The organism is uncultured Haliea sp., from assembly GCF_963973825.1.
GTDB lineage: Bacteria > Pseudomonadota > Gammaproteobacteria > Pseudomonadales > Halieaceae > Haliea.
Map to the genome: position 1 here is coordinate 96206 of NZ_CAXBAE010000007.1, position 16720 is coordinate 112925.

Genomic DNA, 16720 nt, shown 5'->3' on the forward strand with positions numbered 1-16720 from the left:
CGGGCGCCTAGCGCCGCCCGGCGTCGGGGCGTTCAATACCCAGCTCATCCCAGAGGGTGTCAACGCGCGCCTTCACCTCGCTGCTCATGACGATGGGCGTGCCCCATTCACGGCTGGTCTCGCCCGGCCACTTGTTGGTGGCATCAAAACCCACTTTCGATCCGAGCCCTGCCACGGGTGAGGCAAAGTCGAGATAGTCGATGGGCGTGTTGTCGATGAAAACGCTGTCGCGCTGTGGATCCATACGCGTGGTCATGGCCCAGATAACGTCCTGCCAGTCGCGTGCGTTCACATCCTCATCGGTCACGATAACAAATTTGGTGTACATGAACTGGCGCAGGAAAGACCACACACCCAGCATCACGCGTTTGGCGTGCCCGGGGTATTCCTTGCGCATGGTCACGATCGCCATGCGGTAGGAGCAACCCTCGGGCGGCAGATAGAAATCCACAATCTCCGGAAACTGCTTCTGCAGGATCGGCACGAACACCTCATTCAACGCCAGGCCAAGAATGGCGGGTTCGTCCGGCGGCCGCCCGGTGTAGGTGCTGTGGTATATCGGGTCTTCGCGGTGGGTAATGGCTTCCACGGTAAACACCGGAAAGCGCTCGACCTCGTTGTAGTAGCCGGTGTGGTCACCGAAAGGGCCTTCGTCGGCCATTTCCCCGGGCTCCAGATAGCCCTCCAGGATGAATTCGGCGCTGGCCGGCACCTGCAACCCGTGTTTCCGACAGCCCTCGGTGTAGCACTCGGTCAGTTCGGTTTTGGCGCCGCGCAGCAGGCCGGCAAAGGCGTACTCCGACAGGCTGTCCGGGACCGGCGTGACCGCGCCCAGTGTGGTGGCCGGGTCCGCGCCCAGGGCGATGGCGACGGGGTAGCGGCTGCCCGGGTTCTGCAGCTGCCAGTCGCGGTAGTCCAGTGCACCGCCGCGGTGTGACAGCCAGCGCAGAATCAGTTTATTGCGCCCGATGAGTTGCATGCGGTAGATGCCGAGATTCTGGCGGGTCTTGTTCGGCCCGCGCGTAATCACCAGGGGCCAGGTGACCAGTGGCCCGGCATCGCCGGGCCAGCAGGTCTGTATGGGAAGCTGGTAAAGGTCCACGTCGTCGCCGCTCTTGGCGTGGAACTGGCACGGCGCGTTGCGAACCAGCTTTGGTCCCATGTTCATCACCTGCTTTAACAGCGGCGCTTTTTCCCAGGCATCGCGCAGTCCTTTGGGCGGGTCGGGCTGGCGCAGGTAGGCGAGTATCTCCCCTATCTCCCGCAGCGCCTGTACATTCTCCGCGCCCATCCCCAGGGCAACCCGGGTCTGTGTGCCGAACAGATTGGCGAGCACCGGAATACGGCTGCCTTTCGGGTCCTCGAACAACAGTGCAGGGCCACCCGCGCGCAGCGTGCGGTCAGCAATTTCAGTCATTTCAAGGTGCGGGTCGATTTCCTGGTGGATGCGCACGAGTTCACCACGCTGTTCAAGCGCTGTGATGAATTCGCGTAGGTCTTTGTAGGTCACAGGCTGTCCTGGCGGGTGTTGCGGGCGAGGGGACAGTATAGCGCGCAGCGGAGCCGGCCAACGCCGGCTCCGCATTAACTTTATTTGCGTTTCATGGACATGAAGAATTCGTCGTTGGTCTTGGTGTCGCGGAGTTTGTCGAGCAGGAACTCGATCGCCGGGCCATCTTCCATGCTGTGCAGCAGCTTGCGCAGAATCCACATGCGCTGCAGCTCTTCCTCGCCGGTAAGGAGTTCCTCGCGGCGGGTGCCGGAGCGACGGATGTTGATGGCCGGGTAGACCCGCTTTTCGGCGATCTTGCGGTCCAGGTGCAGCTCCATATTCCCGGTGCCCTTGAACTCTTCGTAGATCACCTCGTCCATCTTTGAACCGGTGTCGACCAGCGCGGTGGCAATAATCGACAGGCTGCCGCCCTCTTCGATGTTACGTGCCGCGCCAAAGAACCGCTTGGGGCGCTCCAGGGCATGGGCATCGACACCGCCGGTGAGGACCTTGCCGGAACTCGGCACCACCGTGTTGTAGGCTCGCGCCAGACGGGTAATGGAGTCCAGCAGGATCACGACGTCGCGTTTGTGCTCGACCAGCCGCTTGGCTTTCTCGATGACCATATCGGCCACCTGTACGTGCCGCGAGGGCGGTTCGTCAAAGGTGGAGGCAACCACTTCGGCGCCGCGCACACCCACGGTGCGCTGCATGTCGGTGACCTCTTCCGGGCGCTCATCAATCAGCAGCACGATGATGTAGCACTCGGGGTTGTTGGTCAGGATGGCCTGGGCGATGCTTTGCATGATGACTGTCTTGCCGGCCTTGGGCGGCGCCACCAGCAGGCCGCGCTGGCCCTTGCCGATGGGTGCAACCAGGTCGATGACGCGACCAATCAGGTCTTCGGTGCTGCCGTTGCCCTTCTCCAGTTTCAGTCGCTGGTCCGCAAACAGCGGCGTCAGGTTCTCGAAAAGAATCTTGTGCTTCGCGTTCTCCGGGCGATTGAAGTTGATCTCACTGACCTTGAGCAGCGCGAAGTAGCGCTCGCTGTCCTTCGGCGGGCGTATCTTGCCGGAAATGCTGTCACCCGTGCGCAGGTTGAAACGGCGGATCTGGCTCGGCGATACGTAGATGTCATCCGGCCCGGCGAGGTAGGAGCTGTCGGCGGAGCGCAGGAAACCAAAGCCATCCTGCAGGATTTCCAGAACGCCATCGCCGGAAATGTCCTCGCCACTTTTGGCGTGGCGCTTGAGGATGGCGAAAATGATGTCCTGTTTGCGGGACCGGGCCATGTTTTCGAGGCCGATCTCTTTCGCAATATCGATCAGTTCCTGCGTGGATTTGGTTTTTAGGTCAGTTAGATTCATAGAGGAGCGCTGAGTTGTTGTTCGGGGAAGACGTTCAATGCAAACGAACGCGCTGCCGGAAGGCCGGCCAGAGGCGACGTGAATGCAGCGTTAAATCGTTGGGTGGCAGAGTTATTATCGCGGCACGGGGCCGTGCAACGAAACCGAATGTAGCACGCTGTGCTGGAGGCGTCTAGGATTTTTGGCCCGCCTGTCCTGCACAGCGCGACGAGCGGGCCAGGCCACTGTGCCCTAGATGACTTCCTTGATGAAGTCCACGAGCTGGCTCTTGGACAGGGCGCCGACCTTGGTCGCTTCGGCGCTGCCGCCCTTGAACAGGATCAGGGTCGGGATGCCGCGAATACCGAATTTCGGTGGAATGTCAGGGTTGGCATCCACATCCACTTTGCAGACCTTGAGTTTGCCCGCGTATTCGCTGGCGATTTCGTCCAGCACGGGGGCGATCATCTTACAGGGGCCACACCACTCTGCCCAGAAATCAACCAGTACCGGCAGGTCGGCGTTGAGGACGTCGGCGTCAAAACTTGCATCGCTGACGTGTACGATGTTTTCGCTCATGGTGCTCTCCAGTTGCTGTGGCGTTGGTACGGCAGCACATCCGCCGCGGTTCACCGCCCGTCGATGAGGCGCAATGATACCATTGGGCAATGTGCGCACAACCGGCGCTCAGGAGTTTTTCGTTATGACCTTATGCCTTGTGTATGGCTGAGAGCCCCGTGATCGCGACTGAATCGACCTGGGTGGTGTACCTGTTGCAGTGCGTCGATGGCAGCCTGTACACCGGCGTCACCGTCGACATGCGGCGGCGGCTGGCCCAGCACAACGGCGAGCGCAGCGGTGGGCCCCGTTACACTCGCGGGCGGCGCCCTGTGCAGTTGCTCTGGAGTGAGCCGGCGGCGGACCGGGCAACGGCCCAGCGCCGGGAAGCCGCCATCAAACGCCTGTCGCGTGAGGCCAAGCTCGCCCTGTGCCAGCTCGACGCTGTCAGCCCGGGGCCGTAATCGCCTCCAGCTCTTCCTGTTGCGCCAACCAGCGTTCCTCAAGGTGTGACTGTTCTGCCTTCAGGGCGCCTTCCTGTCTGACCAGATCCGCCACCTCAGCGGTACTGCCAGCGGCGTACATTGCCGGGTCGGCAAGCCGTGCCTGTAGCGCGAGCAGATCCTGTTCCACCTGTGCCATGGCCTTCTCGGTCTGAGCGATATCACGCTGCAGTGGCCGCAGCCGCTCGCGCTGTGCGGCCGCCTGCTGCCGGCGTTCCTTGGCCGAGGCTTCCGGCGCAGTCGGGGCTCCTGCGGTGGCTGCGTTGTCGCCAGTGCGGTAGCTGCCGAGGATCCACTTCTCGTAGGCCCTCAGGTCTTCTTCATATTCTTCAACGACGCCATCGTGCACCAGTAGCAGCTCGTCCGCCGTATTGCGCAGCAAGTGACGGTCGTGGCTGACCAGGATCAACGCGCCCTCATACCCTTGCAGCGCCATCTCCATGGCGTTGCGCATATCGAGATCAAGGTGGTTGGTGGGTTCGTCCAGCACCAGCAGGTTGGGGCGCTGCCAGACCACCAGAGCCAGGGCCAGGCGGGCCTTTTCGCCGCCGGAGAAGGGCGCGATGGGCTGGGTGGCGCTGTCGCCGCGGAAGTTGAAGCCGCCGAGGAAGTTCAGGATGTCCTGGTCCCGTGCCTCCGGACTCAGGCGCTGCACATGCAGTGCGGCGCTGGCCTGCAGGTCCAGCGCTTCCAGCTGTTGCTGGTCGAAATAGCCGATGCGGCAGTGCTCCCCGGCCTGGCGTGCGCCCCGCAGCAGCGGCAGGCGACCGATGAGGCTCTTCAGCAGGGTGGATTTGCCCGCGCCGTTCTTCCCCAGCAGACCGATGCGTGAACCAGGGCGCAGCACCAGGTTGACGCTGTGCAGCACCGGTTTACCGGCGTAACCCAGGTCGGCCTCATCAATGCGCAGCAGGGGATCACTGCTCTTGCCCGCCGGCGGGAACATGAAATTGAACGGTGAGTCGATGTGTGCAGGCGCCAGCTGCTGCATGCGCTCCAGTTCTTTCAGCCGGCTCTGCGCCTGCCGCGCCTTGGTCGCCTTGTAGCGGAAGCGGCGCACGAAATCCTCGATGTGGGCGATGCGTTGCTGCTGCTTCTCGAAGCTGGCCTGCTGGTTGGCAAGCATCTCGGCGCGCAGACGCTCGTAGTCGGAGTAGTTGCCCTTCCAGGTGTGCAATTGCTGGTGCTCAATGCTGAGGATGCGTTCGCAGGTGGCGTCGATAAAGTCGCGGTCGTGGGAGATCATCAGCAGGGTGCCGGGGTAGGCCTGCAGCCACTGTTCCAGCCACAGGGTCGCATCCAGGTCCAGGTGGTTGGTGGGTTCATCCAGCAGCAGCATATCGGAGGGCGTCATGAGCGCGCGGGCCAGATTGAGCCGGATGCGCCAGCCGCCGGAAAAGTCGCTGACCGGGCGCGCTGCGGCATCGGGTGCGAAGCCCAACCCCTGCAGCAGTCGCTGCACGCGGCTGTCGGCGCTGTAGCCGTCGGCCTCTTCCATGGCGGTGTGCAGGGCCGCTGCGCGCTGGAAGTCGCCCGTGCGCTCGGCGCTTTCCAGTTCGCTGCACAGGTGCGCGAGCTCGGTGTCCCCCTGCAGTACGTAGCGCCCGGCCGTTTCATGGGTGGTGGCCACTTCCTGCGCCATGTGGGCGAGGCGCAGGTTGTTCATGCCCTCGATATCGCCACTGTCCGCCTGCAGTGTGCCCAGCAGCATGGCGAACAGGCTGGATTTGCCGCTGCCATTGGCCCCGATCAGGGCCAGTTTTTGCCCCGGTTGCAAAGTGACGCCGGCGCCTTCGAGCAACAGTTTGCTGCCCCGCCGCAGTTCAATATCGCGTAGTATGATCATCAGGACGCGCATTCTACGCGCAGCCTGAGGCTCTCACCAGCCGGAGACGCGATGACGCATCCGTTGTGGACATTCTCCCTGCACTGCTACGGTCGGCCGGGCGTGGCCGAGGCGTGTATCGAGGCGCAGGACCGGTGTGGCACCGATGTGAATCTGCTCCTGTATGCGGCCTGGCTGGCACACAGCGGGTTGCAGCTGCCCAGTGCGCAATGGCCGGAGCTGCAGGCCTGTGTGGCTCCCTGGAATCAGCGGGTGGTGCAGCCGCTGCGCGCCCTGCGTCGCGAGTGGCGCGACCTGCCGCAGGCGGCCGAGCTTCGGCAGCAGGTCAAGGCGCTTGAGCTGGTGGCCGAGCAGACGCAGCAGGGGGCCATATGGGCCTGGCATGAGCGCTGTGCGGCCTGTGTGCCAGCCCCGGCTCCGAGTGTGGCGCTGGTCGCCGCGCTGGAGTGCCTGATGGCTCCCGGGGCTTGTGCGGTTGCGGAGCGGGAGGCGCTGGTGCAGCGGCTCGCGGGGCTGCTCGCGGGGCCGGGGGTGGCATAGAGGTGGCCCGCGGTAGTATGATCTGCCGCCTGTCGGTTTTTCCGCACGTCCATTTCTCTTACCCATGGAACCCATTATGAAGAAATACGCATTGCCGCTTGCCCTGGTCGCGACCGTGACCTTGCAGGCCTGTAACCAGCAGTCTGCGCCCGAAGCTGCAGACACTGCCGCCACCGTGACGCTGGAGGACAGCAATCAGCGCCTCAGCTACGGTATTGCCTTCGGCCTGGGCCAGCGCATGGCCGCGGACGGTGTGCCGATGGATGTCGATGCCTTCAGCGCGGGTCTGCGCGATGCCATGGAGGGTGCCGAGCCGCGCATGACGCCGGAAGAAATTCAGGCCGAGATGCAGGCCTACCAGGAGCGCGCCATGGCCGAGCAGCAGGCCGCGATCGCGGCGGCCGGCGAAGCCAACCTGGCAGCTTCAGAGGCTTTCCTGACGGAAAACGCCCAGCGTGAAGGTGTTGTGGTGACAGAGTCCGGCCTGCAATACGAAGTGATTGAGGCGGGTGAAGGTGCAAGCCCGAGTGCGGACGACATGGTGGAAGTCCACTACCGCGGCACGCTGGTGGACGGCACCGAGTTCGATTCCTCCTACAAGCGCGGCGAAACCGTCAGCTTTGGTGTCAGCCAGGTGATTGCAGGCTGGACCGAGGCACTGCAGCTGATGTCACCCGGCGCCAAGTGGAAGCTGTTTATTCCAGCTGATCTCGCCTATGGCCCCGGCGGTGCAGGCAACCTGATTGGCCCGAACGCGGCTCTGGTGTTTGAGGTGGAGTTGATCTCGGTGACCAAGGCGGCTGATGACGCCGAAGCCCCTGCAGACGGCGCTGAAGGCTAAGCGCTAGCGAGCTTCTTCCGGCGCCGACTGCAGCTGGCGCCGGTGTTGGGTGTGGAGGCCGGCGATCAGCCGGTCCTCCAACACAAAACGCGATTCCAGCAGTTCCCCCAACGCCGACAGGTCCCTGAGCATGGTTTCCGGGTACTGGTCGCCGCTCCCGTATTTTTCTTCGTAGGCCAGAATGACGTCGGTTGTGTCCGCGATCTCGGCGATCAGTGCAGTCGCCAGCGCTGCACCCGTGTCGCCGAAGGCTTCTGCCTCGTGCAGCAACTCGTTGTAGACCTCGAAATGTCCGGCTGACACGTAGTCCACCAGCAGTTCGCAGAGGTCGCGCTGGCGTTGGGTGATGGCTGCCGAGCCGGGCACATCGTCGCTGGCGACCACCAGTGCGGTGTAGCGTGCGAGTACGGCACGGCGCTCCGCCAGCCAGGTGGTGAGCAGGCTGTCGACGGCCTGAAACTGTTCAGCGGGATCTTGGTTGCGTGACGGCATGCGGCGTGCTCTTGCGTTGGCGGTGACTTCGGCTGCCACTATAGGCACAGGCGGAGGCCGGTCGCAAGCACGCCGCGGGGTCAGCCTCGGCGCAGTGTTTGCCAGAGGCTGATCACGGTGAGGGCGATGAACAGCAGCAGTGTCTGCTCGGGGATGCTCAACCCCAGCAGCGTCCAGTGGGTTTCCGCACAGTTGCCATCGCCCATCAGCACCATGCTCAGCGTGTCCTTGAAGGGCAGCGTCTCCAGCATGTATTCCAGGCTGGGGCCGCAGGCTGGCACCTGGTCGGGCGGCAGGTGCTGCAGCCAGACGTGGCGTGCCGCCACCGCACCGCCACCGATGGCGAGCAAGGCACACAGCAGGCCATACACGCGGCGGCCCCAGGCGCGCGGATTGTGCAGTGCTGCCAGCAGGGCAACCACGCCGCCGGCGATCACGAACACGCGCTGGGTCATGCACAGGGGGCAGGGGTTCAGCCCCACCTGGTACTCCAGGTACCAGGCGAACAGCATGGCGAACAGTGCCAGGGCGGCAAGCCCGAAGTAGACGAGGCGTGGGGTCAGTGTGTGGAGCATGGTTTCAGGTTCCTTTTGCGGCCTGTGCCGGCGTTTAGAACAGTGTTCGGTACTGGCCAAAAAAGCGTGCCAGGTAGTCTTCGAAGCTCAGGTCGTCGCTGGCCTCCAGCCGCCTCTGCGCCGCCAGCGATTCGCGTGTTTCCTGCTCAAAACGCTGCTGTGTGCTCTCTGACAGCACCCGCTCCCGGAAGTGCCGTGCCCACTGTTCGCTGTAGGCCATGGCGAGGCGGAAGAAAGGCAGGTCACGGTCCCGCATCTCCTGCAGTACGCGCGCGGAGGGTGTCAGTGCGGTGTCCTCGACCTTGGCCTGTTGCGCGTTCAGTGCCCCGCGGTAGCTGTCGCCGCCGTGGGCGGCATCGAGCAGGTCGGCGATGCCTTCCATGTCTCCCAGCAGTGTGCCGGCCAACGCCTGCAGTGTCTCATCGCCCGCCGCAGTGCGCAGACGCAGGCCGGGCTCACGTCCGCGATTGACCACGGTGCTGAGGTTGTCCGCCTGCAGGGCGCGCTCTGCGTCGTCGCAGGCGGGGCTGTCTTCCAGCAGGCAGTAGAGCAGGAAGGTGTCCAGAAAGCGGATCTGGCTGGCGTCGATGCCCAGCGGCGCGAACGGGCTGACGTCGATGCAGCGTACTTCGACGTACTCGATGCCGGCCCGGCGCAGCGCCGCGAGCGGCGCTTCGCCCGGCTGGGTCACCCGCTTCGGGCGGATCGTGCTGTAGAACTCGTTCTCGATCTGCAGCAGGCTGTCGTTGAGCTGCTGGTAGTCGCCCTGCTGTCCCGCAGGGAATGCCTGGTAGGGTGGGTGCGGGTGCATGATGGCATCGCGCAGCGCCAGAACGTAATTGTCCAGCGAGTTGTAGCAGACGTTGAGGCCTTTCTGCGCTTCGCTGTTGTAACCGAGGTCGCCCATGCGCAGTGCGGTGCCCCAGGGGCGATGCAGGGTGCGGCCAGTGGCGTCGAAGGGCTCCAGGCCGTGGCTGTCGCGGCCGCGCAGAAAGCTGGCGCACACGGCGGGTGACGCTCCGAACAGGTAGATCAGCAACCAGGAATGGCGATGGAAATTGCGGATCAGCCCCAGGTAGCGGTCAGTCACGTAGTCCTGCAGGGTTCCCGGATTGCCGGCATCATCCCAGGCGCGCTGCCAGAACTCTGCAGGCAGCGAAAAGTTGTAGTGGATGCCCGCAATGGTTTGCATCAGCCGCCCGTAGCGGTGGCCGAGGCCGTAGCGATAGACTTTTTTCATGCGGGCGACGTTGGCACTGCCGTACTCGGCCACCGGAATGCTGTCATCGCCGTTCACCACACAGGGCATGCTGGTCGCCCAGAGCATCTCGTCGTCCAGCTTGCTGTAGGTGAAGCTGTGGATGTCCGCCAGCGTATCCAGGGTTTGTTCAATGCGGGTATCCACCGGCGTGATGAACTCCATCAGCGCTTCGGAGTAGTCCGTGGTGATTGATGAGTGAGTGAGTGCCGAACCCAGGCTGGCGGGGTGCGGTGTCTGGGCGAGCCGACCCTCGGCCGTGATGCGCAGGCTCTCTTTCTCAAGGCCACGTTGGATGCGTCGCAGCAGGGCGTCATAGCCGGGCCCATTGAGGGCTTGTAATTGGCTGAGCAGATGAGGGGTCAAGAGGCACTCCTTGTCATGGCTGGGGGCACGCCGGGAGTGTGTCCCGCCGCCAGGGCGGTGAAAGTGTAGCCGCCAATGGGGGGCGAGTACAGATTGTGCTGCGATGTCGCGAAAAGCCCGGTCGATGATTGTCGTGGCCCGCGGTTTGTGGCTATCTTGGGTACATGAAACGTCGCAGCGACATTGCCACCCGCCTGCGCAGGCTGTGCCCCGTGTTCTGGTGCAGCTGGTTGCTGTGCGTGCAGGTCGGGAGCGCTCACGGCGACGAGGAGCAAGCGACCTGCGTACTGGCCCCTACGCAGAGCGACTCCGCCCGGTTTCGCTTTGAGCCTGTGCCTCACATGGAGGACTTCCTCGAGGGCATCCCCGAGGGTGCCCGCATCGGCAGCATCCGACAGCAGCGGTTCGCCGTCTTTGATGTTGAGGACCCGCGGGAGGACAACGCGCTCTATCGCTGGGCCAATGACTTCCACAGCGTGACACGGGAGTGGGTGATTGAGGATCATCTGCTGGTGGAGCCGGGGGAGACCTACAGCGCAGCGCGTGTCGCGGAGTCCGAGCGCATCCTGCGGAATCTGGGTTTTATCTACGATGCCAGGGTGCGGCCCTGGCGGCTGTGCGGTGAGACCGTTGACCTCGAGGTGATTACCCGGGATATCTGGACCTTCACCCCGATGCTGTCAGTGTCCCGGCGCGGGGGTGAAAACACCTTTGCCTTCGGCTTTCGCGACGCCAACTTCCTCGGCACCGGCAAGCAGGTGGTGGTACAGCGCGACAGTGATGAGGAGCGTTCGGGAACCACTGTGCGCTATTTCGATCCGGCCCTCGGCGGTTCCCGCTGGCAACTGCGGCTGTCAGTGGCCGACAACGACGACGGCTACGAACAGGGTGTCAGCCTGGTGCGGCCGTTTTTCTCCGTCTACGAACGCTGGTCGGCGGGAGCCAACCTGAACCGCACCAAGCTTGAGGAGACCCTCTGGTTCCGGGGTGATGAGCAAACCGAGTTTGACCATGAAATCGAGTTTGCCAACGTGTTTGGCGGGATCGCCCCGGACAGCAGGACCCGAGGGCGAGTGGGGCGCTGGCTGTTCGGTTACACGCTGGAAACCCACAGTTTCGACTTCAGTGACTCCGCTCTGCCACCGGACGCCCTGCCGGAGGATCGCGAGTACAGCTACCCGTACATCGGCTACGAGTCGACCGAGGACCGCTTTGTCGAACTGCACAACTTCAACTACCTGGGCCGCACCGAGGATGTCTACGTCGGCGAGCGCTACGCCTGGGCGCTGGGCTGGTCGGCCGAAGCCCTGGGTGCGAGTCGCGACCAGCTTGTGCTGCGCGGTAGCTACAGCAATACGCTGCTGGTGGACGAGCGTCGCCTCTGGCAGCTGGACACCCGTCTCAGCGGTTTCCTGGGAGTGGAAGGCAGCGGCTTCGAGAACCTCCTCTGGAGCAGTGAGACCCGCTACCACCACAAGCAATCCCGGCAGTGGGTTGCCTTCAGTCGGCTGCGCGTTGACGTGGCAGAGGGTCTGACCGGTGAGCGCCAGCTGACCCTAGGGGGCGACAACGGGCTACGCGGTTACGACCTGTTCTACCAGGTGGGTGATCGCGCCTTCGTCTGGAACCTGGAGCAGCGTTACTACTCCGACTGGCATCCGTTCCGCCTGTTCCAGGTGGGGCTGGCGGCATTTGTGGATGTAGGACGCGCGTGGTTTGAGGGCGAGGACAACGGCGCCAACGGTGGGGTGCTCGCCAATGCCGGTTTTGGCCTGCGCCTGAACTCCAGTCGGGCGGAAAAAAGCTCGGTGGTACACGTGGATATTGCCTTTCCCTTCATACGCGATGACACGGTCAGCAGCCCGCAGATCCTGTTTACCGTCAAGGACCGGTTCTGAGCCGCTCAGGCCGCGCGCGAGGGTCGCACGGCGTGTTTTCGTTGGGGGCGTCGGGGATGCTAGAGTGGCACGGTGCCTGAGCGGAGGGCACTATTACAGGCGGTTTGTTTGCCGGTCGCGCGGCGATATTCGGGGGGTGGTGTAGCGTGCGTATTGCGGAATGGCTGAAGATACTGGCGAAAGAACAGGGTTCGGACCTCTACCTGAGTACCGGCGCACCGCCCTGTGCCAAGTTCCAGGGCAAGCTTCGCCCGATCGCGCGGGAAACGCTGAAGCCCGGCGAAATCCGCGCGATAGCCGAGGAGCTGATGGACGCCACGCAGCAGGCGGATTTTGCCCAGGAGCTGGAAATGAACCTGGCAATCTCCCTGCCCGGTTTTGGTCGCTTTCGCATCAATATCTTCATGCAGCGCAACGAGGTGAGCATCGTCGCGCGCAACATCGTGGCGGAGATTCCCCACTGGAAAGACCTGCGGCTGCCGGAGAGCCTGACCGAGGTGGTCATGCGCAAGCGCGGGCTGGTGTTGTTTGTCGGGGCGACAGGGTCGGGCAAGTCGACCTCGCTGGCCGCCCTGATCGACTACCGCAACAGCAACAGTGCCGGCCACATCGTGACGATCGAAGACCCGGTGGAATACGTGCACAACCACAAGAAATCCATCGTCAACCAGCGCGAGGTGGGCGTCGACACGCGCAGCTGGCATAACGCCTTGAAAAACACCCTGCGTCAGGCCCCGGACGTGATCCTGATTGGCGAGATTCGCGACCGCGAAACCATGGAGCACGCCATCGCCTTCGCTGAAACCGGCCACCTGTGTATCTCCACCCTGCATGCCAACAACGCCAACCAGGCGCTGGACCGCATTATCAACTTCTTCCCCGAAGCGAAACGCCAGCAGCTGCTGATGGACCTGTCCCTGAACCTGCAGGCCTTTGTATCCCAGCGCCTGATACCCACCGTGGACGGCAAGCGTTGCGCCGCGATCGAGATTCTGCTCGGTACCCCGATGGTGGCCGACCTGATCCTCAAGGGCGAGATCGATGGCATCAAGGAAGTGATGGCGAAGTCGGAAAATCAGGGTATGAAAACCTTCGACAGCGCGCTGCTGGAGCTGTTCCAGGAGGGCTTGATATCCGAGGAGGAGGCACTGCGCAACGCCGATTCACCGAACAACGTGCGCCTGAAAATCAAGTTTGCCCGAGAAGGGCAGCTCCGTGACCCGGCCGGTGGCTTCAAGCTCAGCGTGGAAGGCCTCGGCGATGAGGACGAGCCCCCGCAGGTCTTCTAGGGCCTCGCTCGCGGTCAGGACACCAACTTGTAGGCCAGCAGTCCGGCGAATATTACCCACAGGGCAATGACCAGCACCAGCTGCCGCTTGCGCGGTTTGGGCGGTGGCTTGACTGCGGCCCTGCCGCCGATGTGAATGTCCGGCGAGCCGCAGGCGGGGCAGTAGCCGCGCTCATCCAGCCGGTTCCCCCGGTAACTGCACTGCCTGCAGTGATAGCTCATGTTCGCCCTACCGATTCATTTTCAGCAGTTGATCCACAATGCGTTCCAGCTGTGTCAGGTTGTTGCACTCGGCAGCGAAGTGACAGGCGCTCAGGTAGCGCAGCATCTCCGAGTCACCCGTGCCCCAGGCCCGTCGCGATTCCGGATTCAGCCAGATCACCCGGCGGCTGCGCTGGTAAATGCTGCGCATGATCTCCAGCTGTGGGTCGCCATCATTGTTGCGCGCGTCACCCAGCACGATAACGGTGGTGCTGCTGTTGATATCCTCCAGCGCCAGCCGGGCAAAATCCTGCAGGCTCTTGCCGTAGTCCGTCGCGCCCCCGTAGCGCCAGTTGACCAGTTCAATCGCCTTGTCCACCGGGTGTTGCGCGAACAGGTCACTGACTTCGCCGAGGTGGCTGGAGAACGCGAAGCTGCGCACCTTGGGCAGCACATCCTGCAGGCTGTAAAGAAACAGCAGGAGGAATTTCGCATAGGCCGCCACCGAGCCACTGACGTCACAGATCGCCAACAGCTGCGGCTTGTTTTTCTGCACCCGCTTCCAGTGAGTATGGAACAGGATGCCGTCGTTGGCGATACCGCGGCGCAGGGTCCGCCCCATATCCAGCTTGCCGCGTCGGTAGACGCGCCGTTTGCGCGCATGGCGCTCGGCGAGCTTGCGCGCCATCCGCTGCACCAGCTCATGAACCCGGTGCAGGTAGCGTTGCTCCAGATTGCTCAGCCGTGTCCGGCTGAGCAGGTCGTCCATGAAACGGGCGTTCTGGCCCTCTGCCTGCAGCAGGTAGTGTTGCTCGACGTAGTCGCGCACCTGTTCGCGCAGGATGTCGCGGTAGCGGCGCAGCGGTTCCAGCGCCGGGCTGTCCTGTTCCTCCAGCCTGGCGAGTGTACGGCGCAGTTGCTCCTCGCCCATGGCGTCCAGCATGCGCCGGGTGAACTGGCCTTTCTGGGTGAACATGCGGATCTGGCTCAGCCCAACACTCGCTGCGGCTTCCCCCAGCGCCAGGTTCAGTGCGGTGCTGTCGTTGTTGCGCAGCTGTTGCAGCAGCGGTGTCGCCAGCAGCTCGGCCAGCGCCGCGTCATCGCGGGAAGCCTCGTCCAGCAACTGCTCGACGCTGGCCCGGTGGTTCTCTGTGGTTGTGTCCGTGCTGACGGCGTCCGTGCTTAGGGCGTCCGTGCCCACGGCGTCCTCTTCGGCGCTGCGCTCTTCTCGCGTGCGGGCGAAGTCGGCGAGGCTGCGATCAAAGAAGCGCGCGAAGCAATGATGAAAAACCGCCTCCTCTGCCGGCGTTTTCGCCAGCGCCGCCGCGAGCCCGTCGCGCAGCCGCTCGCGTCGGGCGTATCCCAGGGTCGCTGCGACGTCCATGGCATCCAGCGTTTCCGCCGGGGACACACGCACATCGTGACTGCGCAACAGGCTGATGAAGTTGACCAGGTGGCGCTGCATGGCCTGGGAGGGTGCCACCTCAGCCATGGGCGTGACGCGGCAGCAGGTCCCGCAGTGCAGACTCCGCGGTATTGATATCGTCTTCGAATTTGAGCAGCACGTTCAGGGTGCTGTGGATGACCTGCGCATCCAGCTCACGGGCGTGCAACAGCAGCAGGCTGCGCGCCCAGTCGATGGTCTCCGAGATGGCGGGGGATTTTTTCAGGTCGAGGTCGCGCAGGGAATGCACGAACTCGACCAGTTGGTGGCGCAGCTGCTGATCGATATCCGGCACGCGGCTGAGGACAATGCGCTCCTCCAGTTCGACGCTGGGGAAGGGGATATAGAGGTGCAGGCAGCGGCGCTTCAGCGCGTCACTGATATCCCGGGTGTTATTGCTGGTGAGGAACACCATGGGCGACACCTGTGCCTGGATGGTGCCGATCTCGGGGATGGATACCTGGTAGTCGGAGAGAATCTCCAGCAGCAGTGACTCGAACTCGTAGTCGGATTTGTCCACCTCGTCGATAAGCAGTATGGCACCCCGTTCCTGCTGCATGGCCTTGAGCAGCGGCCTGGGTTCGAGGAACTCCTCGGAATAGAAGGTGTCGCCGAACTGGTGCAGGCGTTCCACGGACTCCGCCAGCCCCTGGGCTCCCTTGAGCAGATCCCCCAGCTTCTCTTTCAGGATCTGCGTGTACAGCAGCTGTTTCCCGTATTTCCACTCGTAGAGCGCCTTGGCCTCATCGAGCCCCTCATAACACTGCAGGCGGATCAAGGGCACGTCCAGTAGCAGCGCCGTGGTTTTCGCCAGTTCCGTTTTGCCCACGCCCGGCGGGCCCTCGACCAGAATGGGCTTGCGCAACTGAAAGGCAAGGTAAACCGCCGTGGCGATTTTCGGGCTGCAGATGTAGCCGAACGATTCGAAACCCTGCTCTATGGCCTCGATGGAAGCCAGTTGCGGAAAGTCCTGGGTGTGCACGCTGTATCCTCGTCAGGGCGGTCAGCCGCCGGTGGTATTCATGAAGCGGAGAATCTCCGGTTCATCGTCGTGAGTAAAATGATGCTTTTCCGGCTTCAGTGCCAGCGCGGCGACAATCGCCTCGGCGAGTTCCTGCCGGGTGCTGCCCGGTCGACGCAGCAGCGGGCGCAGATCCACTGAGTGTTCATTGCCCAGGCACAGCAGCAGTCGGCCCTCAACCGTGAGTCGCACACGGTTGCACAGGTGGCAGAAGTTGTTGCTGTGGGGTGAGATAAAGCCCACCCGCGTTGCGCTGTCCGGCATGCTGAAATAGCGGGCCGGCCCGGCGTTGCCTGCAGGGTCGCCCAGCGCCGCCAACGTATAGCGCTGCGCTATGCGCCGGCGCAGTTCTGCACTGCTGCAGAAGCTCAGACGCCTGCTGTGTTCGTCGATGCGCCCCAGAGGCATTTCTTCAATGAAAGCGATGTCGATGCCGCGCTGGCGGGCAAACTCCACCAGGTCCAGGGCCTCGTCGTCGTTGCGTCCGTTGAGGATAACGGCGTTGAGTTTGATGCGCTGGAAGCCGCTGCTGACTGCGGCGTCTATGCCCGCCAGAACCTGGTGCAGGTCGCCGGTCCGGGTCAGTTCGCGAAAACGCCGGGGCCGCAGGCTGTCCAGGCTGATATTGAGGGTGCTGACACCGGCCTGTTGCAGCGGCTGCGCCAGGCGCGCCAGCTGCGAGCCGTTGGTGGTCAGCGCGAGGGTCTCAAGGCCCGGCAGTGCCCCCAATTGCTCCGCCAGCCAGAGGATGTTGCGCCGCACCAGCGGCTCCCCCCCGGTAAGCCGTATTTTGCTGATGCCGAGGCCCACAGCGGCCTGCGCGACGCGGTACAGCTCCTCCAGCGACAGCACCTGCGCCCGCGGTACGAACTGCATGTCTTCAGCCATGCAGTACACACAGCGGAAGTCGCAGCGGTCGGTAACCGACAGGCGCAGGTAGTTGATCCGGCGCTGGAAGGGGTCGACCAGATGAGCTGGGATGCTGGGGGTCATGTGTCCAGTGTACTGTTTGCGGCGAGTTCACTCTAGTCATGGTGCACGGGGCACAGCT

At 63.4% G+C, this 16720-nt stretch carries 16 protein-coding genes; 5 read left to right on the top strand and 11 right to left on the bottom strand.

The genetic code is table 11. The features are described from left to right. Positions 1 to 7: 7 nt before the first annotated feature. From ubiD to trxA, 3 genes are all read right to left on the bottom strand, one after another. Positions 8 to 1510, bottom strand: a complete 1503-nt coding sequence (ubiD, locus tag AACZ17_RS10040) for a 4-hydroxy-3-polyprenylbenzoate decarboxylase (RefSeq protein ID WP_290742332.1) — start codon at positions 1508 to 1510, stop codon at positions 8 to 10. Between the two features lie 80 nt (positions 1511 to 1590). Further along, on the bottom strand, positions 1591 to 2859 hold the full coding sequence (gene rho, locus AACZ17_RS10045; protein ID WP_290742330.1) for a transcription termination factor Rho: 1269 nt from the start codon (positions 2857 to 2859) through the stop codon (positions 1591 to 1593). Between the two features lie 231 nt (positions 2860 to 3090). After that, positions 3091 to 3417 carry a thioredoxin TrxA gene (gene trxA / locus AACZ17_RS10050; RefSeq protein WP_290742327.1) on the bottom strand — a complete coding sequence of 109 codons (327 nt, stop codon included), beginning with the start codon at positions 3415 to 3417 and terminating at the stop codon, positions 3091 to 3093. 161 nt (positions 3418 to 3578) lie between these two features. On the opposite strand from trxA, the gene AACZ17_RS10055 reads away from it, so the two are divergent. Continuing rightward, a complete protein-coding gene (locus tag AACZ17_RS10055) occupies positions 3579 to 3860 on the top strand; it encodes a GIY-YIG nuclease family protein (protein ID WP_290742568.1) in 282 nt (93 codons plus the stop codon). Here AACZ17_RS10055 and AACZ17_RS10060 read toward each other — a convergent pair. Next, positions 3844 to 5745 carry an ATP-binding cassette domain-containing protein gene (locus AACZ17_RS10060; protein WP_290742324.1) on the bottom strand — a complete coding sequence of 634 codons (1902 nt, stop codon included), beginning with the start codon at positions 5743 to 5745 and terminating at the stop codon, positions 3844 to 3846. The genes AACZ17_RS10055 and AACZ17_RS10060 overlap by 17 nt on opposite strands. 51 nt (positions 5746 to 5796) lie before the next feature. Here AACZ17_RS10060 and AACZ17_RS10065 point away from each other — a divergent pair, with 51 nt between their 5' ends. Both AACZ17_RS10065 and AACZ17_RS10070 read left to right on the top strand, forming a co-directional pair. After that, positions 5797 to 6285 (top strand): TIGR02444 family protein, encoded by a 489-nt coding sequence (locus AACZ17_RS10065; protein WP_290742321.1) that lies wholly within the window; start codon positions 5797 to 5799, stop codon positions 6283 to 6285. Between the two features lie 76 nt (positions 6286 to 6361). Continuing rightward, positions 6362 to 7126, top strand: a complete 765-nt coding sequence (locus AACZ17_RS10070) for an FKBP-type peptidyl-prolyl cis-trans isomerase (RefSeq protein WP_290742318.1) — start codon at positions 6362 to 6364, stop codon at positions 7124 to 7126. A 3-nt stretch (positions 7127 to 7129) separates the two neighbouring features. Here AACZ17_RS10070 and AACZ17_RS10075 read toward each other — a convergent pair whose 3' ends face one another. The 3 genes from AACZ17_RS10075 to gshA form a co-directional block, all read right to left on the bottom strand. Continuing rightward, positions 7130 to 7618 (bottom strand): Rsd/AlgQ family anti-sigma factor, encoded by a 489-nt coding sequence (locus AACZ17_RS10075; RefSeq protein ID WP_290742314.1) that lies wholly within the window; start codon positions 7616 to 7618, stop codon positions 7130 to 7132. Between the two features lie 80 nt (positions 7619 to 7698). Continuing rightward, positions 7699 to 8193 (bottom strand): disulfide bond formation protein B, encoded by a 495-nt coding sequence (locus tag AACZ17_RS10080; protein ID WP_290742311.1) that lies wholly within the window; start codon positions 8191 to 8193, stop codon positions 7699 to 7701. Between the two features lie 34 nt (positions 8194 to 8227). Then, positions 8228 to 9817 (bottom strand): glutamate--cysteine ligase, encoded by a 1590-nt coding sequence (gene gshA, locus AACZ17_RS10085; protein ID WP_290742308.1) that lies wholly within the window; start codon positions 9815 to 9817, stop codon positions 8228 to 8230. Positions 9818 to 9981: 164 nt separating this feature from the next. Between gshA and AACZ17_RS10090 the strand changes: the two genes are divergently transcribed. Both AACZ17_RS10090 and AACZ17_RS10095 read left to right on the top strand, forming a co-directional pair. Continuing rightward, positions 9982 to 11715 carry a ShlB/FhaC/HecB family hemolysin secretion/activation protein gene (locus AACZ17_RS10090; protein ID WP_290742305.1) on the top strand — a complete coding sequence of 578 codons (1734 nt, stop codon included), beginning with the start codon at positions 9982 to 9984 and terminating at the stop codon, positions 11713 to 11715. A 146-nt stretch (positions 11716 to 11861) separates the two neighbouring features. After that, positions 11862 to 13004 carry a PilT/PilU family type 4a pilus ATPase gene (locus AACZ17_RS10095; protein WP_290742301.1) on the top strand — a complete coding sequence of 381 codons (1143 nt, stop codon included), beginning with the start codon at positions 11862 to 11864 and terminating at the stop codon, positions 13002 to 13004. A gap of 14 nt (positions 13005 to 13018) precedes the next feature. Here AACZ17_RS10095 and AACZ17_RS10100 read toward each other — a convergent pair whose 3' ends face one another. Genes AACZ17_RS10100 through moaA form a run of 4 tightly spaced genes read right to left on the bottom strand, consistent with a single transcriptional unit; the run spans position 13019 to position 16662 of the window. Continuing rightward, complete coding sequence (locus tag AACZ17_RS10100) at positions 13019 to 13225, bottom strand: hypothetical protein (RefSeq protein WP_290742298.1); 207 nt, start codon at positions 13223 to 13225, stop codon at positions 13019 to 13021. A 7-nt stretch (positions 13226 to 13232) separates the two neighbouring features. Then, the gene (locus AACZ17_RS10105; RefSeq protein WP_290742295.1) at positions 13233 to 14696 is read right to left on the bottom strand and encodes a VWA domain-containing protein; all 1464 of its coding nucleotides are present in this window, start codon (positions 14694 to 14696) and stop codon (positions 13233 to 13235) included. Continuing rightward, a complete protein-coding gene (locus tag AACZ17_RS10110) occupies positions 14689 to 15630 on the bottom strand; it encodes a MoxR family ATPase (protein WP_290742291.1) in 942 nt (313 codons plus the stop codon). The genes AACZ17_RS10105 and AACZ17_RS10110 overlap by 8 nt, the downstream gene beginning before the upstream one ends. Positions 15631 to 15651: 21 nt before the next feature. Then, positions 15652 to 16662: a GTP 3',8-cyclase MoaA gene (gene moaA, locus AACZ17_RS10115; RefSeq protein WP_290742288.1), complete on the bottom strand. Its 1011-nt coding sequence runs from the start codon at positions 16660 to 16662 to the stop codon at positions 15652 to 15654. Positions 16663 to 16720 lie beyond the last annotated feature (58 nt).